Origin of the sequence: Thioclava sp. GXIMD2076, from assembly GCF_037949795.1 — a bacterium.
In the GTDB taxonomy this organism is placed as follows: Bacteria; Pseudomonadota; Alphaproteobacteria; order Rhodobacterales; family Rhodobacteraceae; genus Thioclava; species Thioclava kandeliae.
The window spans coordinates 538,779-562,724 of the sequence record NZ_CP149934.1; the positions used below are offsets into that span (position 1 = coordinate 538,779).

General features: G+C 62.2%; 24 protein-coding genes. 8 read left to right on the top strand and 16 right to left on the bottom strand.

Annotated elements, in window-relative coordinates; genetic code table 11:
• Nucleotides 1-3: 3 nt before the first annotated feature.
• The 7 genes from WDB91_RS19435 to queD all read right to left on the bottom strand — a co-directional run bounded on the left by WDB91_RS19435 (nucleotide 4) and on the right by queD (nucleotide 6,261).
• Nucleotides 4-1,329: an FMN-binding glutamate synthase family protein gene (locus WDB91_RS19435; protein ID WP_339115318.1), complete on the bottom strand. Its 1,326-nt coding sequence runs from the start codon at nucleotides 1,327-1,329 to the stop codon at nucleotides 4-6.
• An 11-nt stretch (nucleotides 1,330-1,340) separates the two neighbouring features.
• On the bottom strand, nucleotides 1,341-2,024 hold the full coding sequence (locus WDB91_RS19440; RefSeq protein ID WP_339115319.1) for a GXGXG domain-containing protein: 684 nt from the start codon (nucleotides 2,022-2,024) through the stop codon (nucleotides 1,341-1,343).
• A 3-nt stretch (nucleotides 2,025-2,027) separates the two neighbouring features.
• Nucleotides 2,028-2,915, bottom strand: a complete 888-nt coding sequence (locus tag WDB91_RS19445) for a glutamine amidotransferase family protein (protein WP_339115320.1) — start codon at nucleotides 2,913-2,915, stop codon at nucleotides 2,028-2,030.
• Nucleotides 2,916-3,082: 167 nt separating this feature from the next.
• Nucleotides 3,083-3,718 (bottom strand): XRE family transcriptional regulator, encoded by a 636-nt coding sequence (locus tag WDB91_RS19450; RefSeq protein ID WP_339115321.1) that lies wholly within the window; start codon nucleotides 3,716-3,718, stop codon nucleotides 3,083-3,085.
• A 63-nt stretch (nucleotides 3,719-3,781) separates the two neighbouring features.
• On the bottom strand, nucleotides 3,782-5,125 hold the full coding sequence (gene dgt / locus WDB91_RS19455) for a dGTP triphosphohydrolase (protein WP_339115322.1): 1,344 nt from the start codon (nucleotides 5,123-5,125) through the stop codon (nucleotides 3,782-3,784).
• 60 nt (nucleotides 5,126-5,185) lie between these two features.
• Nucleotides 5,186-5,911 (bottom strand): 7-carboxy-7-deazaguanine synthase QueE, encoded by a 726-nt coding sequence (gene queE, locus WDB91_RS19460; RefSeq protein ID WP_339115323.1) that lies wholly within the window; start codon nucleotides 5,909-5,911, stop codon nucleotides 5,186-5,188.
• A complete protein-coding gene (queD, locus tag WDB91_RS19465; RefSeq protein WP_339115324.1) occupies nucleotides 5,908-6,261 on the bottom strand; it encodes a 6-carboxytetrahydropterin synthase QueD in 354 nt (117 codons plus the stop codon). The genes queE and queD overlap by 4 nt, the downstream gene beginning before the upstream one ends.
• A gap of 264 nt (nucleotides 6,262-6,525) precedes the next feature.
• Here queD and WDB91_RS19470 point away from each other — a divergent pair, with 264 nt between their 5' ends.
• Nucleotides 6,526-6,867: a zinc ribbon domain-containing protein YjdM gene (locus WDB91_RS19470; RefSeq protein WP_339115325.1), complete on the top strand. Its 342-nt coding sequence runs from the start codon at nucleotides 6,526-6,528 to the stop codon at nucleotides 6,865-6,867.
• 23 nt (nucleotides 6,868-6,890) lie between these two features.
• On the opposite strand, the gene WDB91_RS19475 is transcribed toward WDB91_RS19470, so the two are convergent.
• The 3 genes from WDB91_RS19475 to WDB91_RS19485 are packed head-to-tail and all read right to left on the bottom strand — an operon-like array spanning nucleotide 6,891 to nucleotide 10,046.
• Nucleotides 6,891-7,814 (bottom strand): TIM barrel protein, encoded by a 924-nt coding sequence (locus tag WDB91_RS19475; RefSeq protein ID WP_339115326.1) that lies wholly within the window; start codon nucleotides 7,812-7,814, stop codon nucleotides 6,891-6,893.
• 4 nt (nucleotides 7,815-7,818) lie between these two features.
• Nucleotides 7,819-8,850, bottom strand: coding sequence for a Gfo/Idh/MocA family oxidoreductase (locus WDB91_RS19480; protein ID WP_339115327.1), 1,032 nt, complete (start codon nucleotides 8,848-8,850; stop codon nucleotides 7,819-7,821).
• A 47-nt stretch (nucleotides 8,851-8,897) separates the two neighbouring features.
• Complete coding sequence (locus tag WDB91_RS19485) at nucleotides 8,898-10,046, bottom strand: Gfo/Idh/MocA family oxidoreductase (protein ID WP_339115619.1); 1,149 nt, start codon at nucleotides 10,044-10,046, stop codon at nucleotides 8,898-8,900.
• A 336-nt stretch (nucleotides 10,047-10,382) separates the two neighbouring features.
• On the opposite strand from WDB91_RS19485, the gene WDB91_RS19490 reads away from it, so the two are divergent.
• The 4 genes from WDB91_RS19490 to WDB91_RS19505 are packed head-to-tail and all read left to right on the top strand — an operon-like array spanning nucleotide 10,383 to nucleotide 12,976.
• Complete coding sequence (locus WDB91_RS19490) at nucleotides 10,383-11,111, top strand: ABC transporter ATP-binding protein (RefSeq protein ID WP_339115328.1); 729 nt, start codon at nucleotides 10,383-10,385, stop codon at nucleotides 11,109-11,111.
• Complete coding sequence (locus WDB91_RS19495; protein ID WP_339115329.1) at nucleotides 11,086-11,733, top strand: energy-coupling factor transporter transmembrane protein EcfT; 648 nt, start codon at nucleotides 11,086-11,088, stop codon at nucleotides 11,731-11,733. The genes WDB91_RS19490 and WDB91_RS19495 overlap by 26 nt, the downstream gene beginning before the upstream one ends.
• Entirely contained in the window at nucleotides 11,723-12,268 is a 546-nt protein-coding gene (locus WDB91_RS19500; RefSeq protein WP_339115330.1) for a biotin transporter BioY, read from the top strand. The genes WDB91_RS19495 and WDB91_RS19500 overlap by 11 nt, the downstream gene beginning before the upstream one ends.
• Before the next feature lie 30 nt (nucleotides 12,269-12,298).
• The gene (locus WDB91_RS19505) at nucleotides 12,299-12,976 is read left to right on the top strand and encodes a nitroreductase (protein WP_339115331.1); all 678 of its coding nucleotides are present in this window, start codon (nucleotides 12,299-12,301) and stop codon (nucleotides 12,974-12,976) included.
• Here the strand turns inward: WDB91_RS19505 and WDB91_RS19510 are convergent.
• The 3 genes from WDB91_RS19510 to aroQ are packed head-to-tail and all read right to left on the bottom strand — an operon-like array spanning nucleotide 12,973 to nucleotide 15,575.
• Entirely contained in the window at nucleotides 12,973-14,034 is a 1,062-nt protein-coding gene (locus WDB91_RS19510) for a thiolase family protein (RefSeq protein ID WP_339115332.1), read from the bottom strand. The two genes, WDB91_RS19505 and WDB91_RS19510, sit on opposite strands and share 4 nt — an antisense overlap.
• Nucleotides 14,031-15,134, bottom strand: coding sequence for an AMP-binding protein (locus WDB91_RS19515; RefSeq protein ID WP_339115333.1), 1,104 nt, complete (start codon nucleotides 15,132-15,134; stop codon nucleotides 14,031-14,033). Before WDB91_RS19515 ends, WDB91_RS19510 begins: the two co-directional genes overlap by 4 nt.
• A gap of 3 nt (nucleotides 15,135-15,137) precedes the next feature.
• On the bottom strand, nucleotides 15,138-15,575 hold the full coding sequence (gene aroQ, locus WDB91_RS19520; protein ID WP_339115334.1) for a type II 3-dehydroquinate dehydratase: 438 nt from the start codon (nucleotides 15,573-15,575) through the stop codon (nucleotides 15,138-15,140).
• A gap of 202 nt (nucleotides 15,576-15,777) precedes the next feature.
• On the opposite strand from aroQ, the gene WDB91_RS19525 reads away from it, so the two are divergent.
• Nucleotides 15,778-16,452, top strand: a complete 675-nt coding sequence (locus WDB91_RS19525) for a GntR family transcriptional regulator (protein ID WP_339115335.1) — start codon at nucleotides 15,778-15,780, stop codon at nucleotides 16,450-16,452.
• Between the two features lie 75 nt (nucleotides 16,453-16,527).
• Here the strand turns inward: WDB91_RS19525 and WDB91_RS19530 are convergent, their stop codons facing one another.
• Nucleotides 16,528-17,631, bottom strand: coding sequence for a ParB N-terminal domain-containing protein (locus tag WDB91_RS19530; RefSeq protein ID WP_339115336.1), 1,104 nt, complete (start codon nucleotides 17,629-17,631; stop codon nucleotides 16,528-16,530).
• On the bottom strand, nucleotides 17,628-18,935 hold the full coding sequence (locus WDB91_RS19535) for an AAA family ATPase (protein WP_339115337.1): 1,308 nt from the start codon (nucleotides 18,933-18,935) through the stop codon (nucleotides 17,628-17,630). Before WDB91_RS19535 ends, WDB91_RS19530 begins: the two co-directional genes overlap by 4 nt.
• Nucleotides 18,936-19,413: 478 nt before the next feature.
• Between WDB91_RS19535 and WDB91_RS19540 the strand changes: the two genes are divergently transcribed.
• A complete protein-coding gene (locus WDB91_RS19540; RefSeq protein ID WP_339115338.1) occupies nucleotides 19,414-20,085 on the top strand; it encodes a hypothetical protein in 672 nt (223 codons plus the stop codon).
• A 39-nt stretch (nucleotides 20,086-20,124) separates the two neighbouring features.
• On the opposite strand, the gene WDB91_RS19545 is transcribed toward WDB91_RS19540, so the two are convergent.
• Nucleotides 20,125-21,441 (bottom strand): DEAD/DEAH box helicase, encoded by a 1,317-nt coding sequence (locus tag WDB91_RS19545; RefSeq protein WP_339115339.1) that lies wholly within the window; start codon nucleotides 21,439-21,441, stop codon nucleotides 20,125-20,127.
• A 393-nt stretch (nucleotides 21,442-21,834) separates the two neighbouring features.
• Here WDB91_RS19545 and WDB91_RS19550 point away from each other — a divergent pair, with 393 nt between their 5' ends.
• Nucleotides 21,835-23,892, top strand: coding sequence for a PAS domain-containing methyl-accepting chemotaxis protein (locus WDB91_RS19550; RefSeq protein WP_339115340.1), 2,058 nt, complete (start codon nucleotides 21,835-21,837; stop codon nucleotides 23,890-23,892).
• The last annotated feature ends 54 nt before the right edge of the window (nucleotides 23,893-23,946 follow it).

Genomic DNA, 23,946 nt, shown 5'->3' on the forward strand with positions numbered 1-23,946 from the left:
GGCTCAGAAGCCGCCCTTGCCCGGCCACCAGTTGGTGCCCGCCAGCGGCACCTGCGCCATTGCGGCCGCTTCCATCGTCAGCGCGCACAGATCCTCGGGCTCGAGATTATGGACATGGTTATGGCCACAGGCCCGCGCGATGGTCTGGCATTCGAGCGTCATCACGTTGAGGTAGTTGCGCAGCCGGCGCCCTGCCGCCACCGGATCGAGCCGCTTCATCAGCTCGGGGTCCTGCGTGGTGATGCCCGCCGGATCTCGGCCCTCATGCCAGTCGTCATAGGCGCCCGCCGTGGTGCCGAGCGCGTTATATTCGGCCTCCCAACGCGGGTCGTTATCGCCAAGCGCGATCAGCGCCGCCGTGCCGATCGCCACCGCATCCGCGCCGAGGGCCAAGGCCTTTGCCACATCAGCCCCCGAGCGGATACCGCCCGAGACCACCAGCTGCACCTCGCGGTGCATGCCGAGATCCTGCAGCGCCTGCACGGCGGGGCGGATACAGGCCAGTGTCGGCTGGCCAACGTTTTCAATGAACACATCCTGCGTGGCGGCCGTGCCGCCCTGCATGCCATCAAGCACCACCACATCGGCACCGGCTTTCACCGCAAGCGCCGTGTCGTAATAGGGGCGCGCACCCCCCACCTTGATATAGATCGGCTTCTCCCAATTGGTGATCTCGCGCAGCTCCAAGATCTTGATCTCCAGATCATCGGGGCCGGTCCAGTCGGGGTGCCGGCAGGCCGAACGCTGGTCGATCCCCACCGGCAGATCACGCATGCCCGCAACCCGTTCGGTGATCTTCTGACCCAGCAGCATCCCGCCACCGCCCGGTTTGGCGCCCTGCCCCACCACGATTTCAATCGCATCGGCGCGGCGCAGGTCATCGGGGTTCATCCCGTAACGCGAGGGCAGATATTGATAGACGAGTTTCTCGGAATGGCCGCGTTCTTCCTCGGTCATGCCGCCATCGCCGGTGGTGGTCGAGGTGCCCGCAAGGCTGGCCCCGCGCCCCAGAGCCTCTTTCGCATGGCCCGACAGCGCGCCAAAAGACATGCCCGCAATGGTGATCGGGATCTTGAGCTCAATCGGCTTCTTGGCAAAACGTGTGCCCAGAGTCACCGAGGTGTCGCATTTCTCGCGATAGCCCTCGAGCGGATAGCGCGACATTGACGCGCCCAAGAACAACAGGTCGTCGAAATGCGGCACACGGCGTTTTGCGCCCCCGCCACGGATATCATAGATACCGGTCGCCGCGGCACGGCGGATCTCGGAATTGACCTCCTTGGAGAAGGTCCAGCTCTGGCGCGGTTCGGTCTGCGGTGTCTTTTCCATCTACGCGCTCCTCAATATTCGTCTGCGTGGTCGATGTTGAAATTGTAGAGCTTGCGCGACGAGCCGTAGCGTTTGAACTCTTCGGGTTTGGCATCGGCGCCGGTCTTCTCGAGAATATCCTTCAGGAAGGCGATATGCTCGGGGCGCATCTCCTTCTCGACGCAATCGGCGCCGAGCGATTTCACTTTGCCGCGCACAAACAGACGCGCCTCATAAAGGCTGTCGCCCAAGGCATCGCCCGCATCCCCCAGCACGACCAGATTGCCGCGCTGCGCCATGAAGGCCGACATATGGCCGATATTGCCATGCACCACGATATCGATCCCCTTCATCGAGATCCCGCAGCGCGAGGACGCATTGCCCTTGATGTTCAGGAGCCCACCACGACCAGTGGCACCGGCATATTGGCTGGCATCGCCCTCGATGGTGACCATGCCCGACATCATATTCTCGGCCACCCCCGGACCGGTCGAGCCCTCGACCGTCACTGTGGCTTCCTTGTTCATGCCCGCGCAGTAATAGCCCGTCGAGCCCTTGATGGTCACGCTCAGCGGGCCATCAAGCCCCACGGCCACCGCATGGGAGCCGCGCGGATTGGTGATGTCGAAGGCTTCATTCTTGCGGTCTTTGGCGGCCGCCTGCAAGGTGGAGTTCAGCTCGCGCAGCTCCATCTGCGACATATCCAGAACACTCATGGATCAACGCTCCCAGAAATAGACAGTGGCGGGTTCGGGCTCCCAGACGCGGGCCGCCTCGATTCCCGGCAAATCGGCAAAGGCGCGGTATTCGGAGGCAAAGGCCACATAATCCTCGGTCTCGGCCATGATCGCGGGCTTGCAGGCGATCGGGTCACGCACCACGCCAAAGCCGTTCTTGGTGCCGGTGACAAAGGTGAAGAAGCCGTCGAGATCCTTCAGCGTGCCTTCCAGCGCCTCGCCAAGGCTCGCGCCCTCGGCAATGCGCGAGGAGATATAGGCCGCCCCCACTTCGGTATCATTCTCGGTCTTGGTGAAGACACCCTTCTTGGCCAGCTTGCGGCGCATCGAATTGTGGTTCGAGAGCGAGCCATTATGCACCAGACATTGGTCATCGGCGGTCGAGAACGGGTGCGCACCTTGCGTTGTCACGGCGGATTCGGTCGCCATACGGGTATGGCCGATGCCGTGGCTGCCGCCCATTTCACGGATACCGAAGCGCGCCGCCACATCCTTGGGCAGGCCGATCTCCTTGTAGATCTCCATGCTTTCGCCCACGCCCATCACGCGCAGCCCCTTGGCCTCGACGGCCGCCAGAAGGGCAGCCTCGGCTTCCATCGGCGCCTTGATAACGGCATGGGTGGACACAACCTTCACCGACACCCCAACGCCTGCGGCCTTGGACAGATCGTCTTCCAGACCTGCAAAATCCACATCCGGCGTATCCGATTGCACGGTGATCTTCACACCATCGCTCTCATCGCCATAGATCGCGATCCCCGCACTATCGGGGCCGCGTTCAGTCATGGTGATCAGCATATCGGTCAGCATATCGCCCAGCTTCGGGCGCAGATCGTCCTTCTTCAGAAAAAGGCCAACAATCCCACACATAGGTCATCTCCCAGACATCGAGACCGGCGCCAGCGCGCCTTCTTCAAAATCACTAAGGAGAATTTTTTATTCCTAATAGGAAAATAATTACGATCCCGATCACTGCCCCGCCATTGCCTAGAATTTAACCGCCCTCGCGCATTGATGGTCACGCGTTGGGCGCCCGGTCAACGCGATTGCGGATAGGTGATGATCGACAGATAGCGGATCGGCAGGTCCGAGAGATCCTCCGGCCCATGCGGCGCATCCGCATCGAACAGAAGCGAGTCGCCCGCCTCCAGCACATAGCGCTGGTCGCCATGGCGGTAGGTCATCGTGCCATCGATCATATAGAGAAGCTCGATCCCCTCATGCTGGAAGATGGGGAATTTGTCCGACGGGCTTTCAAGCGTGATCATATAGGGCTCGACCACCACGCCCGAATTGTTCGAGCCGATATGGCCCAGAAGCTGGTATTGATGACCGGCCCGCGTGCCCTCGCGCTCAATCTCCACGCCATCGCCGGCCTTCACATGCATGCAGCCGCGCGCTTCCTCATAGCCCGAGAACAGCTGCACCAGCGGCACACGCAGCGCATGGGCCAGCACCGAGATCGTCGAGAGCGAGGGGGAGGTCACGCCATTCTCGATCTTGGACAGCATCCCCACCGACAGCCCCGTCTGCCCCGCCAGATCGGCCACCGTCATACGCTGGCGCTTGCGCAGATCGCGCACCTGACGGCCAATCGCCACCTCGAGATTCTTCTCGCGGATCTCGCGCACGGCATGGGGGTTCTGTTGCAGCCCCTTCCTGGTCTGTGGCACCTCTGGCTCCTTCGCTATCCTCGAAGGGCCATCTTGCAAGAAATTTTCCTCTCAGGAAAGACTTCAGATCCCCGACAGCATCCGCGAAATACGCAGCGCATAGCGGTCGGTCATGCCCGAGACGAAATCCCCCATCGCATGCAGCGCCGTCTCGGGGCTGCGCACATCGCGCAGATCAAGCCCCAGCACCCGCACCACCTGCGCCGAATGCGCATCGAGTGCTTCCGCATCCCAGCCTTTCGCGCCAAGCCTGTCATAGATCGGCGCGATACCATCGAGCACATTGCCGATGATCCGGTAACCCGACACCTCCAGCTCGGTCTTGCGCGGGGCGGTAAAGATACGCGCCTTGGCCAGCGCACGGATCGCCGCGAACTGCGCGCCCAGACGCCCCGCCTCCACCAGCCCCTGGCCGAAGGTGCCGCCCATGATCTCGCCGTAATTCTGTTTGAATGCCTCGAGGCAGCTGTCGATCGCCCGCCCGATGCTGAGCGCGCGCAGCAAAGCAATCTCTTCGGCCTGCGTCATGCCCTGCGCACCGCGATTGGGTTTTTCGGCCAGATTGAACAGCGCCTCGCGCACCACATCAAAGGGTAGCTCGCCGGTGGTGAACGCATCCTCGAGATCGACGATATTATAGCAGATGTCATCGGCGGCCTCGACGACATAGACCAGCGGATGCCTGCGCCACCATTGATAGGGGCCCACGGCAATCTGCGGCAGACCAAGGCTGGATGCTGCCTCGGCAAAGAGCCCCAGATCGGAATTGAAAATACCGAATTTCTTGGCTCCGAAATAGCCCGCCGAGCGGTAATCGCTCAGCCCCGCATGTGTTGCCGCCGAGAGCGGGTATTTCATGAACGCGCCCAGCACCGCCTTCGACAGGCGCATACCGCCATCATTGCGATACATCTCCTTGCGGGCGATGATGCGGAAGCCTTGGGCATTCCCCTCGAAATGGCAAAATTGCGGGTGTAGCTCGGGGTCCAGATCACCACAGACCCCGCGGGCCTCGTCAAAGGCACGGGCAAACCACGCCCCGATCGAGGCCTCGCCCGAATGACCGAAAGGCGGATTTCCGATATCATGGGCCGCGCAGGCCGCCTGCACGATATTGGCAATCGCGTTTTCCTCGCCCGCCGCGATCTCGTCTTCCTCCACCAGCCATTGCCCGATGGACATCGCCAGAGACCGGCCCACCGACCCCACCTCGATCGAATGGATCAGCCGGTGATGGACATGGTCATGCTCGTAAAGCGGCTGCACCTGCGTCTTGTTGGCCAGACGGCGGAACGGCTCGGAGAAGACGATCCGGTCGTAATCCTGCGTGAAGATCGACCGGTTGCGGGCTTCCGAATATTTCCGGTCGCGCAGGCGTTCGTTCGACAGAAGGCTCGTCCAGTCCATGCTCATCTCCGTTGGGGCCGTCTCCTTCTAGCGCCCGAAGACAGCAAAGGCGAGACGCGATCACACGCCGCGTTTATTGCCCCAGATCATTACATGCAGCTGCGGCAGCACGCGCGGGCGGAACCATTTCGCCGCAATGGTCAGGTCAACCAGCCATTCGAGCCGCTTGGCCGCCTGATCCAGATCGACGGGCAGAGCGGGGTCCACCTCCGGATTGCCCGGTTGCAGATAAAGGGGGAGTTCGGGATAGCTCGCCGCCGCCGCACGGGCAAAGGCGAAATCCTCCTCGTCGAAAATGACGATCTTCATCACCACCTGCGTATGCGGCCCTGCGGCCTTCACACAGTCGTCGAACCGCTCCCAGACCACGCGCTCGCCACTCGAAGGGGGCTTGGGGCTCAGCACCAGCGTGTCGAGCATCCCGAACCACGGCGCGGGGATCGAGCCCTGGGTCTCGCAGGCAAAGCGGTAGCCCGCCGCCTGCCCCATCGAGATTACCGGCCCCAGATTCTGGATCGCCGGATTGCCGCCCGAAAGCGATACCGTCAGCGGACGGTTGCCCGAGAGATGCTGCACCTCGTCCCAGATCTCGGCGGGTGTCATCTTCTGCCATGTGTGGCGATACTGGCTATCCACGGCATGCAGGCTGTCACACCAGCTACAGCGGTAATCGCAGCCGCCGGTGCGCACGAAGACCGTGGGCTCGCCGATCAGCACGCCCTCACCCTGAATGGTGGGGCCGAAGATCTCCGAGATGCGCAGTGTCTCGATGCGCTCCGCACTCATGGCCGGAACTCCGCCCAGGTCTTGGGCGTCTCCGACACCTTCACCGCCGTGACCTCGGGCCAGCGCGCCTTGCACCATTGATAGAAGTGATGCGCCATATGCTCGGCCGTCGAGGGGCAATCGAGCACATCATTGAGATGGCGGTGATCGAAGCGGGTGTCGATATAGTCCTTCAGATCCTTCAGCTCGTGATAATCGCGCACGAACCCGTCGGCATTCAGCTCGCTGGCCGACAGCTCGACCACGACCACATAGTTATGCCCGTGCATCCGCGCGCATTGATGGTCGGCGGGCAGATGGGTCAGCTGGTGCGAGGCTGAAAAATGGAATTCTTTCGTGATGCGGAACATCAGGGCATCTCCTTGGCAACGGGCAGGACACACCATAATGCAACATCAAAGGGGCATGGCCCCTGCAGGATACTCGTCATAGCTCAGTCCTTGTTTTGATAACCGGGTAGGCTGCGACCGGTGATTTTTCCGATACCGTTTCTGATGGGCTCTTGCAAGACATAGGCGGGGATATGGAAAATGCCGCCACATCACATCTGATTATCAGCGCAAACCTATCGAATTTTCTTGCCAAATGGAGAGGTGCCCCCTATCGCAGGCGCCATGATGGATACATTGCCCCCCTGCCCCAATTGCGCCTCCGCCTATACCTACGAGGTCGACGCGCTACTCACCTGCCCCGAATGCGGGCATGAATGGTCGGCGCAAGCCGCCGGCGACGATGACGAGATCATCCGCGATGCGGTTGGCAATATTCTGGCCGATGGCGACACCGTGACCGTGATCAAGGATCTCAAGGTCAAGGGCAGCTCGTCGGTGGTCAAGGTCGGCACCAAGGTGCGCGGCATCCGTCTGGTTAGCGGCGATCACGACATCGACTGCAAGGTCCCCGGCATCGGCCAGATGGGGCTGAAATCGCAATTCGTGAAAAAGGTGAACGAGTAAGGGCGCACCCTTACCCGTTTCTCTCAGACAAATCCCGTCTCGCGCAGATAGCTGCGCGAGGCCGCCAGATCCTCGAGGATCGAGCCGGTATTACGTGGATCGCGCTCCTGCTCGATGGTGATATAGCCGCCATAGCCCTTCGCTTCCAAAAGCGCATGGATGGCCGGATAATCGATCACCCCGCGCCCGATCGGGCACATCACCCCTTCGCCGCAGGCATCGAAGAACCGGATCCGGCGGCCCATCACATCGGCAAACACCTCCGCATCGATATCCTTGAAATGGATGTAATCGAGCCGGTCCCAGTATTTTTCAAGCGTGGCCACAGGATCCATCCCCGCATAGAGCGTATGGCCCGTATCCAGACAGAGCCCCGCCACCTCGGGCGGAATATCCGCCACCAGCCGTTCGATCTCATCGGCAAACTCGATATGCCCACCCGCATGCGGATGGATCACCGCCCGCACACCATAGCCTCTGGCCACATCGGCAATCTGGCGCAGGGTCTCCATCATCCCCGCCCATGCCGTGTCGGGCAGGCGCAGCGCGCGGTCACTGTGACCGGCAGCATAATCACGCGCGTCATGGCCCCAATCCATCACCGTCAGGTAGGGCGCGGGGAAACGCTGGCCCCCATGCGCAGGCGGCTGGGGCAGTGCCGTGATCAGCGCGCAGATCTCGCGGGTCTGGCGCAGCAGGTTCTCGCGATTGGCGGGCGTCACCAGATCATCGAAGATCGTGCCCGCCACGATGCTCAGCCCGCGTGAAACAAGCGCCTCGCCCACCAGAGTAACATCGAGCGGCATATAGCCATAAGGCCCCAGCTCTAGCCCACCGAAACCGGCATCACGCGCTTCATCAAGCACCTTCTGCCAAGGCGGAAGATGCGGATTTCTCACATCATCCACCCCCCAGCAGCAGGGCGCACAGGTCACGGTCACATCCATGCTCTCACCGCAGCGAAACGCTGCGCCCCTCTTCGGCGCTCAGCCGCGCGGCATCGAGCACCGCCAGCACCGCCACTGCCTCATCGGGCGTCACGGGCGCCGGTCCACCGGCTGCGGCAGATTTGGCAAAGGCCTCGTAATAGGCGTGATAGGCGCCCTGTTCGGAGGGGATCACCTCATCGCCTTGCCCGCGCAGGCGCAGCACACCCCAGTCTTCCTCGGCCTCATAGCCCCAGCCCGCCAGATCATCGACAGGGCGTTCGCCCGAGAAGATCTGCTTGGCCTGAATATCCTGGCCTTGCGAGATATAGCTGCCATTCGCGCCATAAAGCCGGAATTCCTTCATCACCACAGCGTTCATCTTGCTGGCCGAGAGATGCGAATGCACCCCGCTCTCGTGGCGCAGGGTGATCGTGTAACCCGCATCGGTCGCGCCCCCCTCCAGCTCGGCAATATCGAGCTGCGCATCGACCGAGACCACCGGCCCCAGCAGCGCCAGCGCCTGATCGACCATATGGCTGCCCAGATCGCGCAACAGCCCACCCTCGGGACCGGCCTCGACCGTCTCGGGGCTGTCCTGCTCGATACGCGAATGGAAGCGCCAGAGGTTGCCCAGCTTGCCCGCCGCCTTCACCGCCATCAGCGTGCGGAAATCGGCGTCCCACCGACGGTTGTGATAGACCCCCAGCGTAATCCCCGTCTCCCGCGCCAGCGCCGCGAGCGAACGTGCGGCCTCCGCCGAGGGCGCGAAGGGCTTGTCGGCCACCACATGCACGCCCTTGGCCGCTGCCTCGCGCACCAGCGCATCGCGGGTGGCAGGCGGGGTGGTGATGGTGACCGCATCAACCGTCCCACTGTCCAGCATCTCGGTCAGGCTGGAGAATATCGCCACATCGGGGAAATCGGCGCGCACCTTGGCAATGGTCGCCGGTGCCCGCGCCACGATCCCCGTCAGCTCGCAGCCCTTGGCCGCCTGAATATAGGGGGCGTGGAAATGCTGACCGCCCGTGCCGTAACCTACAACTCCAAATCGCATAATCGTCTCCTGATCCTCAATCATTTTCACCTGTTGCCGCGTGGCGCTCAGGCGTAATCCACCCAAGCCCCGCCAGCTTCGGCCGAGCGGATGCAGTTTTCAAGCCAACGCACGCCAGAGGTGCCAGCCGCCATATCGGGATAGCGCGCGGGCGGGTTTCCGGCGATCGCCTGCGCGATCCAGAGATAGATATTGGCCCATGAATCGCCCAGACCCTCGGTGTGCAGCGCCCCCATCCGGTCATATTCGTGCCCCTCCTCCTCCAGATAGGGCATCCCGTGATGCAGGATGCGCGACGGCTCGCCCTGCACCTCGTAAAGCAGCTCGTCGGGCCGCGCCGCGTGCCATTCGACCGAGGCCTTCGCGCCCACAAAGCGGTAGCGCTGCGCATCCATCTGCCCCGCATCGACCGAACTCACCCAGAGCCGCGCCCGTGCGCCATTGTCATAATGCATCAGCACCGTAGCATGATCCTCGAGCGGCGCGCGCGAGGGGATAAAGGCCGTGCGATCACACAGAAGCTTCTCGATCTTCAGATGCGGCAGCACGATTTCCGAGAGATATTGCAGATGGGTGCCGATATCACCCAGCACAAAGGTGCCCCCCGAACGCGCCGGATCGACCCGCCATTGCTGCGCCTCGGAGGCGCCCGTATCATCGCCCGCGTTGAAGCCGTGGGTATATTGCATATCGACGATACGGATCTCGCCCAGCATCCCCTTGGCCACCATCGCCGCCATCTGCGCCACCATCGGATGGCCGGTATAGCCATAGGTGACGCCCACAATCAGCCCTTTCTCGCGGGCCAGTGCGGCGATCTCGTCGCATTCGGCCACGCTGAAGAACAGAGGCTTTTCGCAGATCACATGGATCCCCGCGCTCAGCAGCGCCTTGGTGATCTCGTAATGGGTGAAATTGGGCGTGGCGACAGATACCACCTCGACCCCGTCCGCTCGCGCGGTTTCGGCCGCGATCAGCGCCTGATAGCTGTCGTAACAGCGCTCCTCGGCCACCCCGACGCGCATCCCGAAATCGCGCCCGCGCGCGGCATCCACATCGAAGGCCCCGCAGACCAGATGATAGGTCCCGTCGCGCAACGCGCCTGTACGGTGCTTGTAACCTACCTGACCGGTGCGGCCACCGCCCACCATGCCCCAGCGCAAAGGCCGAGCCAGTTGCAATTCTCCGTTGATCATCATCCCCCCGATTTTCATCCGGCGCTCCCCGCGCGAAGCACGCCTGCGCGCGCCCCGCAAGCGGTTGATCCGCCTCTCCTCCACCCTCCCGCCAATGCGGGCCTCCTTGGGCATACGGGTGATGTTAGCGCCGGAAATTTCGCGGTAAAGTGGTGGCAGATGCCGCAAAGGGGCGCGCCGCGATTTTGTTTCATTCGTGAGAGCATGCCTGTGCAATGGCGAGACAATTCCATGGCTGCACCATATGCCTGACCTTGGTCAGGGACCGGTTTCTTGCAAATCCGCCCACTTTCCGGCAGGAGGATGAGGCCCGCACGCCTTGTCCGCAGGAACCCCATGGCCCACAGCCCCCGCCTGACACTCGACCATCTGACACTCGACCTTGCCGGAAAGCCGGTGCTGAAGGATCTGGTCTTCGACCACGAGATCCGCCGCCTCGGAATCGTCGGGCGCAACGGCTCGGGAAAATCCACCCTTGCCCGCGTGGTAGCCGGGCTGATCGAGCCCTCCTCCGGCACGCTCACCCTCGACGGGATCATCCCCGCCCGCGACCGTCACGCCGCCCTCAACCGCATCGGCATCCTGTTCCAGAACCCCGACCACCAGATCATCTTCCCGACCGTGCGCGAGGAACTGGCCTTCGGTCTGCGCCAGCAGGGGCACGGCAAGGCCGAGACCCAGAGCCTGATCTCCCGCATGCTCGCGCGGTTCGGTAAATCCCACTGGATCGATGCACCCGTCTCGACGCTCTCGCAGGGCCAGAAACAGCTGGTCTGCCTGATGGCGATCCTGCTGATGCAGCCGCAGCTGATCGTGCTTGATGAACCCTTCTCCGGCCTCGATCTGGCGATCCGTGGCCAGCTGACACGGCTCTTCGAGAGCCTGCCGCAGGCCCTTATCCATATCACCCATGATCCGGACTGCCTGCGGGGATATGACCACGCGCTCTGGATCCACGAGGGCGAAATCCGGCAGTCAGGCACACCCGAGACCGTCCTGCCCGACTATCTCGACTATATGAACCAAGCGGGGCTGGGCGATGATCTCTCTGACCTCACCGATTGAGACCCGCGCCCATCGCTGGCCCGCGGGGCCGAAACTGGCGGGACTGTGTCTGGCAACCGCCTTGCTGTTCGCCCTGCCCTCGCTGCCGCTGCAACTTGCGGCCTTCGCCATCATCGCGCTTCTCTACCTGCTCCCCGGCCTGCGCTTTGCCAAAGCCGGAGCAAAAGCGCTGCGTCCACTCTGGCCTATCGCGCTCGTGCTCGCCCTCTGGCACGGGCTGACCGCCGATTGGGCGGAAGGCGCGCGTATTGTGCTGCGCTTCACCACCGCCGTGGCTCTGGCCAATCTGGTGACGATGACCACCCGACTTGCCGATATGCTCGACACACTCCACTGGCTGACACGGCCCTTGGCGGCACTCGGGGTCAATACCCGCGCGGGCGAGCTGGCCATCGCGCTCACCATTCGCTTCACACCGATCCTTGCCCAGAAAGGCCAGATGCTGGCCCAAAGCTGGCGCGCACGTTCGGCCAAGCGCGCCAACTGGCATCTTGTGCTCCCCTTGGGGATTCTGGCATTAGACGATGCAGAACATGTGGCCGAAGCGCTGCGCGCGAGGGGGGGAGTAAACCCCGCGCCGCCCTCGGCTTCCAAGGGAGGAGACCCGACAAATGGAACGTAATCTAACGATGGTGGCGCTCTTTGCCGCGCTGATCGCCGCCCTTGGTCTCGTGCCGAGCCTTACGCTGGGCTTCGGCGTGCCGATCACCGCGCAGACGCTGGGCGTCATGCTGGCGGGCACCGTGCTGGGCGCCAAACGCGGGGCGCTGGCCGCCCTGCTGATCGTGGTGCTCGTGGCGCTCGGCCTGCCGCTTCTGGCCGGTGGCCGTGGCGGCCTCGGCATTTTCACCAGCCCCACCGCAGGCTTCCTGCTGGGCTGGCCTCTGGGGGCCTTTGTCACCGGCCTGATCACCGACAAAACCCGCCAGCTGCCACTGTCGGTCTCCGCCATTATCGGCGCGGTCATCGGTGGTATCGGGATCGTGTATCTGTGCGGCGTCATCGGTATGTCGATTGTGCTGGACAAAACCCTGATCGAGGCCACATGGCTGGTCACTGCTTTCATTCCGGGCGATGTTGTGAAGGCAGTGCTGGCGGGCTTCATCACACAGGGGCTCGCCAAAGCCCGCCCGCAAAGCGTTCTCACCAGACACTGACCGACGACTAGACAAGGACGACCCCACCGCATGTCGACAAGCGTGGAAAACCTGCTGAAGGCGCGCCAATCCACCCGCGCCTTCCTGCCCGACCCCGTCTCGCGCGAGACGGTCGAACATCTGCTATGGGCCGCGCGCCGCGCGCCCTCGGGGGCCAATCTGCAACCGGGCAGCTTCCATGCGCTGACCGGCGACGCCTTGGCCACGCTTGTCACCAATATGACCCGCGCCATCGACGACCATCGCCCGCAAGTGGCGGAGTACGAATGGTTTCCCCGCCCGATCCCCGCGCATCTGAAAGCGCGGCAACGGGCGGCGGGCTATGCGCTTTACCAGAGCCTCGGCATCGAACGCCGCGATATCGACGGACGCCGCAGCCAGTTCAAGGCCAATTACCGCTTCTTCGACGCGCCTCTCGGGATCGTGGTCGCCATCGACCGGCGTATGGGCGAAGGTGGCTATATGGATCTGGGCATGTCGATCATGGCGCTGATGCTGGCCGCGCAGGACAAGGGTCTGGGCACGGTAGGGATCGGGGCATTGGCCAATTATGCCGATGTCGTCCATGAGACGCTGGGCCTGCCCGAGGACGAGATGGTGCTTTGCGGCATCGCCATCGGCACCCCTGACGAGAGCGCTGTGATCAACAGCTTCCGCACCGAGCGCGAACCGCTGGAGAGCTACGCCACCCTTCGCGGCTTCGACTAATCCCGATGGAACAGCAAGGCGGTGCCGATACCGCCTGCTGCCGCAATGGCGGCCAGTCCGGTCTCGCCCCTGGCGAGGTCATGGAAAAGCCGCACCGCCAGTATCGCCCCCGAAGCGCCGATCGGATGGCCCCGCGCCAAGGCACCGCCTTTCAGGTTGACACGATCCGGATCGATCCCCGCCTTGCGAAGGCAGGCCAGCGCCTGCACCGCATAGGCTTCCATGATCTCCACGCGATCCGCCCCTGCCCCGTCAATCGCCTCGATAGCGGCGACTGGCGCGAGACCCGGCAGATCGGGTGTGGCGCCCAGCGTGCGGCCCCGCCCAATGCGCACACCGCGCCCTTGCGCCTGCGCCCCGGCCATCAGCACGCAAAACGCCGCGCCGTCGGCGGCCACCGCCGCATTGCCCGCCGTCACATCGCCCGCAATCACCGGACTGTGCGCCATCAGCTTGGCACTGGCCTTGCGCGCAAAAGGATCACGGCGGATTTCATTAATTTCCGCAATTTCAGGAAACTCAGAACAAACTGTTCTCAAATGGCTTTCAACAGCCCACGCATCGGCTTCCTGGCGTGATATCCCGCAGAGACGGCCAAGCTGGTCCGCCGCATCAGCCATATCGGGATCGCGCTCCGGCCAAGGGGTAAACGGTGCTTGAGTATAGAACTCCGGCCCCTCCGCCCGTTGAAACGCCCGCAGCGGGCGGCGCGAATAGCTCTCTACCCCACCGGCAATCACGACCCGTGCCTGACCGCTGGCAATCAGCGCCTGCCCGAGCATGATCGCATCAAGCCCGCCCGCGCATTGCCGGTCAAGGCTCAGCCCCGCCACGCGCTCGGGCAGCCCCGCGCCCAAGGCCACGACCCGCGCGACATTTCCCCCCGGACCGATCGCATTGGAACAGATCACCTCGTCCACATCCTCCGGTCCGATCCCCGCATCCGCCAGACAGGCGGCAATCACCGGCGCGGCGATCTCGTGCGGGTCGAGCCCGGCAAAGCCCCCCCCGCGCGGCACAACGGCCGAACGACGTGCGGAGATGATGCGCACCGTCATATCATCGCCTCGAGCCGTTGCAGATCGGGCTTGCCGCTGGGCAGCAACGGCAACGGATCGACCCGTTGCCAGCCATGCGGGGCCGCAGTCGGACCGACCCTGTGACGGAAGGCCGCCAGCGCCTCCTCGACCTGCGCACCCTGTGGCCCCTGCCCGACCATCGCCCAGAGACGCGCCCCGCGCAGAGCGTCACGCCGCGCCACCACCGCAACCGGACAGCCCAGCCTTTCCGACAAAAAGGCCTCCGCCGGTTCGGGGCTCACAAGATGGTCCAGCACCTGCACCACCCGCCCCTTGCGCCCTTGCACATAGACATAACCGTCGGCATCGATCTGGCCGATCTCCCCCACGGACAGAAACCCATCATCGGACCAGCGTGTCTCTGGGCTCCCGCCGAGCCCGTAACCCTCGAAAAGATAAGGGCTCCTCACCCATAACTCCCCTGCCCCGTCGGTCCGGATCTCGACCTCCGGATAAGCGCGTCCGACCGAACCTTCAGGCGCATCCCCCGGATCCAGTGTAATGAAACTCGTCTCGGAGGCGCCGTAGAATTGCGCCACCCGCGCCTGTGGAAACCGATGTGCCAGACGCTGCCGCAGATCGGCCGACAAGCGACCGCCGCCGATAATCCATTGCCGCAGAGAGGGCGCGTTGCCCTCGCCCATCAGGATCATCTCGGCCTGCGCGGGCGTGGCATAGACATGACTGACCCCGTGCGCGACCAGCTGGCCAAGCTGCCGGTCCGCCCGCAACCCCGACAGATCGACAAGCCCTGCCCCCGCCCATGCCGCCTCGAGCGCAGCATAGAGCGTCAGCGATTGCGCCATCGTTCCGGGGAGTCCGATCACCGCATCCTGCAAGCCGAAGAGCGCCCCGTTGCGGACAAAGCTGCGCGTCCAGCTCTCGAGACTCCGGCGGATGCGTTTGGGCGCCCCGCTACTCCCGGAGGTGGTGCATTCGATATGGCCCGCATCGATAGCGGTGATCCCGTCCGACCCGACGCGCACGCCCTGTCCGGCGGCGACCATCCCGCGCAAATGGCCGAATGTGCCCCGAGGGTCGAAAAGGATCGGCCCCTGCCAATCGATACAGGCCACCATCACTCAGCCCAGAAGGCTCAGGATACGGCGGACGGCAAATTCGTAGCCCTCGATCCCGCAGCCGCAGATCACGCCATCCGCACGTCCCGAAACATAGGAGTGATGGCGGAAGGCCTCGCGTTTGTGGATGTTGGAGATATGCACCTCGAGGACCGGCCCTTCATAGGCGTTGAGCGCGTCAAGGATGGCGACCGAGGTATGACTATAGGCGCCCGGATTGATCACGATTGCGCAGGCTTTCTCACGCGCCTCGTGGATCGTATCGATGATCACGCCCTCATGGTTGGACTGGAACAGTGCGACCTCGGCACCGCCCGCCTCGGCGACGGCACGGCAGTTTTTCTCGATATCATCCAGAGTATCGCGGCCGTAAATCTCCGGTTGGCGCTTGCCGAGAAGATTCAGGTTTGGTCCGTTCAGGATATAGATTAACTTAGACATTGGTGCATCCTTTGACTCCATGCCACCGATCTATCGTGACGCGGCATCTGCGTCAAAGGACAGGACCTGAATGCGCCGCTTTTCTCATGGGTTTGAGGCATATAATCGATGTTATCATACTTCGTCGATTTTTATAGCCATGTATACTATTTACAGCGTATAGATCGGCTTAAGTTAATATGAGTCCCATCTTCAGGTTATCATGCGCAAAGCAACCCTCGTCTCTACGCTCTACGATGCGTTATTGGACCGTCTTCTGAGCAATCAGTTGAAGCCGGGCGAAAAGATCAATCTCGACCGGCTCCGCGCCGAACTCGGGGTTTCGATCAGCCCCTTGCGCGAAGCTGTATCCCGCCTGACCGGCACGCGCCTCATTCAATTCGAGGACCAGCGCGGTTATACCGTGTCGGAGGTCTCGCTCGTTGATTTCCACGAGGTGATGGAGATCTGCCGCAATAGCGAATGCTTCGCGCTGACCCGCGCCATCGAACAGGGTGACCTGCAATGGGAAAGCGACATCACCGCGGCCCTTTACCGTCTGCGCAACACCGAGGCCAATCTGCGCTCCCCTGAATGGGAGATCGCTCATCGGGACTTCCATCGGACCCTCGTTTCGGCCTGCAAGATGCCGCGTATCCATGCCATCATCGAACAGATCGCCATTGCCCAGAGGCGCTACCGCGGGCTGATTGACGCCCATGCGCTGAGCGACCGATCTGCAGATCACATCCAGCTCGCCGAGGCGGCTCTTGCGCGGGATGCCGAGCGCGGCTGCGAGATCATGCGCCAGCACATCTCCAGCGTCGAGCAGGAGATGACACTGCTGCTCCATGGTTATTTCGAGCGTGAGAGCGCGGGAGATATCGCCGCGCAATAGAGCCTGCCTCTGACAATACTCCATAAAAAAGCGGCGGGGAAACCCGCCGCTTTTTCTTCCCCACGGGGAAGGTTTTCATGAAAGCCCGTCTAGAAGATCTTTCAGGGCACGTTCCAGACTGGTGCGATCCACAGTCGAGAAATCGCGATCAAGCCGGATCTCCAGCCGGCCATTCGAGGCCGTACATTTGGCGGCTCCGGTACGGGTCTGGACCTGGAACACGGTGCGCGCCTTACCGCTCCGCGGCTTGGCGGCGGGTTTCGGCACGAGAGCCGGACGAGCGGTGTCCTCGCCGATCGCCTGCCGCAACACATCCAGCTCGTCACTGGCGGAATGGTTATCCCAGTCTTTCAGAGCCTCACGCACCTGCGCCACGATCTCGGGCCGGTCCTCCATTTCAGAGACGAACTTCAGTCCCAGCGAACGGGGCACATGCTGGATGAACTTCAGATCCTCGCCCAGACGGTCCACCAGCTTGATGAAGCTGCGGATATAGCTGCGTTTCTGGTAGCCCGCGCTTGCGAAGAGCTCGGCCACCGCCTTGTCGGGATCCATCTGCGCGGTGCCGGGATCCTTGGCATAGTTCAACGCGAGCCCGGCCATCTCTCCGAAGGAGATGTCCTTACGCACGAGGTTCTCGTCGACCATGCGGCGGTAAAGACCCTCAAGACCTTCCCCGCGGGGAAGAATGCCAGCGGGGATTACCCCCCAACGCTCGGCATCACCGGTCTCCTCGAGCAGGGACTTATAGGCCGAAAGCCTCCTAAACCCTTGAATTAGCTCGAATTTCCCATCATCGCGCGCTTCGACACGGATCGGATTGGACAGCCCCAACTCGCGGATGGACTTGATCAGCTCGGTCAGCTCGAAATCATCGTCCTTGGCACGGTCGCGGATCAGCTTCCACGTCTCGATCTGGTCGAGCGGGATCATATCGACCATCAGGCCGAGCTTTTTCATCCGCACATGCTCTGCGGCCAGCGCGTCATTCTCGGCGCGGATCTTTGCCTCGAGAGCTGTCCGGTCGCGCAGGCTGGCCGCGTTCTCGCTGATGGCGGCGGCCATGGGCGAGCGCCGGTTCTGCGGGGCAGGGGCCTCGGGTTCGACCTTCCCCGCAGGGAAGGTGCCTGTTTCATCGTCCTCGGGAAGGTCGATGGCGAAGGTCCGACGCTTCTTCATTCAATCTCCTCCAGTTTCTCCCATGCGTTCAGGAAGGTCGCACGGAACTCATCATAGGCGCGGTCAAAGGAGGCGCGCGCCCTGCGCCAGGTCTCTCGGGTCATCGTGCGGTAGTCTATCTCGTAAACAGATGACAGGAAACGCCCCGACTGCTCGACCGCCCGCGTCATCTCGATCGGGTTATCGGCTAAGCGTTCACCAAACACATTACGGAAGGCTTCGAACATCGCACGGTGCAGATCGTTGCCCGGCTCGAACCGCGTCATCAGGAAACGGATGTCGAGGAATTCCTTCGGCAAGGTCATATTCCCCGCGGGGAAGGTCCCCTCGAACCCGTGGGAGAGATCGCCCAGGGCTTCCGAAAGCTGTCCGATGAAGGAGGTGGTCGAGTCGTATTCCCAATAACCGGGCCCCGAGGGAATATAGAGGACATCGGCCGCGAAGACCGCGTTCATCGACTGGTATCCGATGGCCGGCGGGCAGTCGAACACGATGACATCATAGCTGTCATGGGGCACCGCATCGAGATAGCGGGCGACCGCGGCGAAGAATGACCAGTCAGGATTGAGATGGCGGTATTGCGCGGAGGCGAACTCGACGAAGGCCGCGTTGGCGCAGGAGGGGATCATGTCGATCGTAGGCCACGCGGTGGTGCGGATGAAATCGGTGATGCGAAGGCTGTCGAGCCCCAGATCAAGGATCGAGCCGGGAAGCCTGCGATGGGGCAGGGCCGTGCCGGATTCGGCTGCGCGGGGCGCATTGTTCATCCGCTCGGTCTCGCGGATGAGGTCGCGCGCGATGATCCCCCAGACGGTCAACTCCTCGGAGACATCGGTGAGGCCCATCGAATGGGTCAGCGTGGCCTGCGGGTCGAAATCGACGAGCAGGACGCGATAGCCATCGAGGGCCGCCGCATGCGCCATATGGAGTGCCACGGTCGATTTACCGGCTCCGCCCTTGAAGTTGGAGATGGCCACGCGGATCGCGCGCTTCTTATGCGGTCGCGGCGGCTGCAGGGAGCGGCGGTTAACCTTCATCTTGCGCCGCATCTCGTTGATCTCCGGAAGGGTGAACCAGCGCTGGCGGCCCTCCTCCTCGACTTCCCCGCCGGGAAGGTCAAGATCGGCGGCCAAGCGGCCACGGAAGGTCGATTGGTTGATCTTCAGGATCAGCTCGGAGACCTCCCAGCTGGAGAAGCGGCGCAATGTCTTCTCGTGCTCGGGCGAGAAGGTCTGCTTGCGGATGGCTGCCTGCATCTTGAGCGAGCGGGAATGCAGCTCCTCCAGACTTTCGTGAGTGAACATATCTGCCTCTTTCGGACGTTGATTATCTCTGAACCCAGAAATACGCCGGATTTGCCTTTGACGCAAAAAGAAAGTTATAAATATAGCGGAAAGTTCGAACAGCGTCCGGCGCCAATGAATTAAACGGTCTCGAGACCGAATCGACCTGCCAGTGATTCTCCCGTGTAGACCGAGTCGCGGGCGATTCCTTGAGGGGACAATATCGGGCCATTCCGGGCAATTAGGGTGACATTTCCACCCAATTAGGGTGACAGCCTATATGTCCCCCTTAACCTATGATTACCATTTTTTCTGATCAAAAGAGGATTGGAAGAAGGGTGAAAAACCCATCTGCTTGACAGAATCGAATTTCCGGACGCAAATGGCCAACATCGAGAGGAAAGCGTTGGCTTGATGTGGCTAACCGTGATACTCTCGGCAAATGAGGCGCGAAATGACGCCCGAACAATGAAGCGCTCAAATGCGCCGGAGCAGTGGCATGATGAAAAAGGCAGTGGGTCGCGGTGCGGCCGCGCGTAAATACGATTTGCTGTCCGTCCTTGGAAGCTATGCACTTTCACAGGACAAGTATATCCAGAAGCAGGCGCTCCGGCTGATCTGCCTGATAACAGCGCGATATAATTGGCAAAATGACGAGCTATCGATGGGGCAGGCCGAGATATCGAAGCTGTGGTCTGTCGATGTGCGCACGGTCAAGCGCGAGATGGCGGCGCTACGCCAACGTCGCTGGCTGATCGAAAAGCGTCCTGCGGCGCGGGGCAGGGTGGCCCTTTATGGTCTGAACGTCGCACAGATCCTCGAGGATACACGGGAGGGTTGGGCAAAGATCGGACCCGATCTGGTCGAGCGGCTCGCTCCGAGCGAACCTGCAGCGCCGGAAACGAATGTGGTGCCACTCAGGGCCGCCGATCTGCCGAGCAACGGGATCTGGCCGGACGTGGCGCGCCGTTTGCAGAGCCATCACCCGACCTTCTGGGGGGCGTGGTTCGCACAGCTGACAGTGGTCTCAGAAACCCGCGAGAGCCTCGTTCTGCGGGCAGGATCGGAATTTCAGGCCAGCTATATCGAGACGCATCTGCGCAGCACGCTCGAGGCGGTGATCCGCAATGTGGCGCCCGAGATTACGCGGGTGCAGATTGTCGCGCATTGAAAAACGCCCCGCCGGAAGACCGGCAGGGCGTGTATCTGATCAGTGCTGTGGCGCGCGGCGCTTTGCGGGCCCGGCATCGGCGGGACCCCGTTTGCCCGAGCCTTGCGGTTTGCGGCGGCGGTTCTGGCCATTCGGTTTGCCCTCACCCGCAGGTTTGAACGCCCGCACGGCGCCCGATTTCGGCGGGCCACCCCGACGACGGCCACGCGGGGCAGGAGAGACACCGGCAGGGCGCGAGCCCGCGGCCACGGGGATCTCGATCTTCATCAGCTTCTCGATCTGGTCGAGAAGCTCGACCTCTTCCTCGCAGCAGAAGGCGATGGCCTGACCTTCGCGGCCCGCACGCGCGGTCCGGCCGATGCGGTGTACATAGCTATCAGGCACTTCGGGGAGGTCGAAGTTGATCACATAGGCCACGCCCGGAATGTCGATACCGCGGGCGGCCACGTCGGTGGCGACCAGAATGGTGGTCGTGCCGGCACGGAAGCCCTCGATGGCGCGGTCGCGCTGGTTCTGGCTTTTGTTGCCGTGGATCGAGGCGGCGGGGAAGCCGTCTTTCTCGAGCGAGCGCATCAGTTTCTCGGCACCGTGCTTGGTGCGGCAGAAGACCAGAGTCAGCGCGCCCTCGTCCTGCGAGAGGATCTTGCGCAGTCGGTTGGGCTTTTCGGCCTTGTCCATGAACTGCACCGACTGGCTGACCTTATCGGCCGCTTTGCCGGGCGGGCTCACCTGAACGCGCTGGGGATTGTTGAGATAGGCCTTGGACAGCTCTTCCATCTGCTTGGGCATGGTCGCCGAGAACAGCATGGTCTGGCGCGGCGTGCCCAGACGCGGTGCGATCTTGCGCAGCGCGTGGATGAAGCCGAGATCGAGCATCTGGTCGGCCTCGTCGAGCACGAGATGCTTGGTCTGCGACAGATCGACCGAGCCGCGGTCCATCAGGTCGATGAGACGGCCAGGGGTGGCGACGAGGATATCGCAGCCCCGATGCAGCGCGCCGATCTGGCGGTTGATCGACTGGCCGCCGACGACGGTGATGATGTGGATCTTGGTGCCTTTGGTCAGCGTGCGCAGCCCGTCGGCGATCTGGTTCACCAGCTCACGGGTGGGTGCGAGGATGAGCGATTTGGCGGTTTTGGGCGCGGGTTTGGACGGCGCCTGCAGCAGTTGGTCGATCAGCGGCAGGCCGAAGGCCAGCGTCTTGCCGGTGCCGGTCTGGGCGAGGCCCAGGATGTCATGGCCCTGCATGGCCAGCGGAATGGCCTTGTTCTGGATGGGGGTCGGTTCTTTGAACCCTTGCGCGCTCAGCGCGTCTTTAAGTGCGGGGGAGAGCCCCAGCATATCGAAATCGAACATGAATATCCTTTGTGCCCGTAACCATCATGGCTGGGCGCGACCGCGGGGAGGCGGCCTGAGGGGTGTGACGCCGCAACCTCGAAAGCCACGGGCGCATCCCGCAGGCCTTGGCCGGACGATACGAACCCTGCGTGATGGGGAACGGGTGGGTGTCATACTGCTGCGTCAAACGGGACGCGGCTTGCTCACGCGGCAGCGCAGTACTACTCTATATATGAGCCATATTTCTGCATTTGTCAATTCGGTCTATTCGCGTCTTCCCCGCAGGGAAGGTTCTGCGGAGAAGCGCCGGATTTGGGTCATGCTCATGATAACCAGACAGAGAAACCTCGGATTAACCTGTGCAGGCTAGGGTCGGGAAAGTGATATGATTCCGCCGGCTATGGAGCATCTATGTTCAATTCAAAAAAACTTCGCCAAGAGCTAGAAGACCTGCGTCGCGAAGTGAATGCATTCGAGAACTCCCATGCGGTCGCGCGGGTTAGTATTGACCGTAAATTCTTGTATATTAATGAAATATTCGCCACTATGTTCGGATTCAAGACGACAGATGTCCTAGGGCAGCCCTATGACAAACTGGTGCGTGATAAGGATCTGCATCAGGAGGATTTCAACGATATCTGGCGCATCCTGAAACTCGGGACACCCGTCAACCGGATCGTGCCGCGCCTGAATGCAAGGGGCGAGGAAATCTGGCTCGATACGACCTATTCGCCGATCAGCAGCAAGGACGGGGTCACCGAGCATGTGCTGATTGCCGCGCGCGAGATCACGACGATGCATCTGCGGCGCAGGGATAACCGCAGTCAAGTCGATGCGCTCAAACGTTCGATGGCGGTGATCGAATTCGACCTGAAGGGCAATATTCTTGATGCGAATGAACGGTTCCTGACCGCGACGGATTACAAGATCGACGAGATCCGAGGTAAGCCGCACCGGATCTTCATGCCGAAAGGTGAGGCCGATAGCCAGGAATATCGTGACTTCTGGCATAGGTTGGAACTGGGTTCCTCGGAAGCGGGCCGCGTGCGGCGGGTGAACAAACACGGAGAGATCCTCTGGCTCGAGGCGGCATACGAGACGCTGATCGATCCGGAGGGACGGCCGTTCAAGGTTGTGAAATATGCGTTCGATATCACGGATGCGCGCAATATGGCTGCGGATGCCGAGGGCCAGATTGCAGCGATCCAGAAGGTGCAGGCGGTGATCGAATTCGATCCGCAAGGCACGATCACGTCGGCCAATGACCTGTTCTGCAAAGCTATGGGTTACGAGCGTTCCGAGATCCTCAATAAACCCCATAGCATGTTCATGCCGGCCGATCAGGTGAATGGTGCGGAGTATAGCACCCACTGGAAGCGTCTGCGCGCGGGCGAGACGATCGAGGGCGATTTCATCCGCATTGGAAAGGGCGGGAAGGAAGTCCATATCCGCGCAAGCTACAACCCGATTCGCAATGCGGCGGGCAAGGTCGTGAAGGTCGTGAAATTCGCCGTTGATACGACCCCTTACATGCGTATGAACAATGCGATGGAGAGCTGTCTCGAGCGGCTGTCCGAGGGCGATCTGGGAACGCGGATCGATACCGATCTGGGCGAGTTCGACAATCTGCGCGTGCAGTTCAACGAGGCGGTCGGCCGGATCGAACAGGTGGTGGTCAGCGTCCTCGAACAGACCGCACAGATCGCGCAGGAAGCGGCCTCGATCACCGCGGGCACCACCGAATTGTCGCGCCGTTCCGAGCGGCAGGCGGCAACACTCGAGCAGAGTGCCGCAGCGCTTGAAGAGCTGACGACCTCGGTGCGGGGCGCCGCCGAGATGACGCTGACCGCGCGTTCCAAGGCTGAGAAGGCGAAGGAGCAATCCGACCGCTCAAGCGTCGTGGTGAATGATGCGGTGACCGCGATGAACGAGATCGCGGCCAGTTCGCAGTCGATTTCGCGGATCACCTCGGTGATTGACGATATCGCTTTCCAGACCAATCTTCTGGCGCTGAACGCGGGTGTCGAGGCCGCGCGGGCAGGCGATGCGGGACGCGGCTTCGCCGTCGTGGCCTCCGAGGTGCGCGGGCTGGCACAGCGCTCCTCGGATGCGGCGCGCGAGATTGCCAATCTGATCGAGGCCTCGACCCGTCAGGTCGGGCGCGGCGTCGAGCTTGTCGGTCAGGCGGGGGAGGCGCTGCAATCCATCGACGAATCGATCACCGGCATTCGCGATTCGATCCAGCAGATCGCGTCCTCGGCGCAGGAGCAGAGCAACGGCCTGAACGAAATGAACACCGCCGTCAGCGATCTTGACCGCGCGGTGCAGCAGAACGCAGCCATGGCCGAACAGAGCTCCGCAGCCGTACAGATGCTGCAGAAAGGGATCGACACGATGAGCGAGAATGTGGGGTATTTCCGTTGTGGCGAGGCTGTACCCACGGCATCCGAGGACCGGATGGCAAGCTGACAAGGCTTGCCCCCGCGCCGGCTTAGGGGCAATAACGAGCCCGTAAAAGCGGAG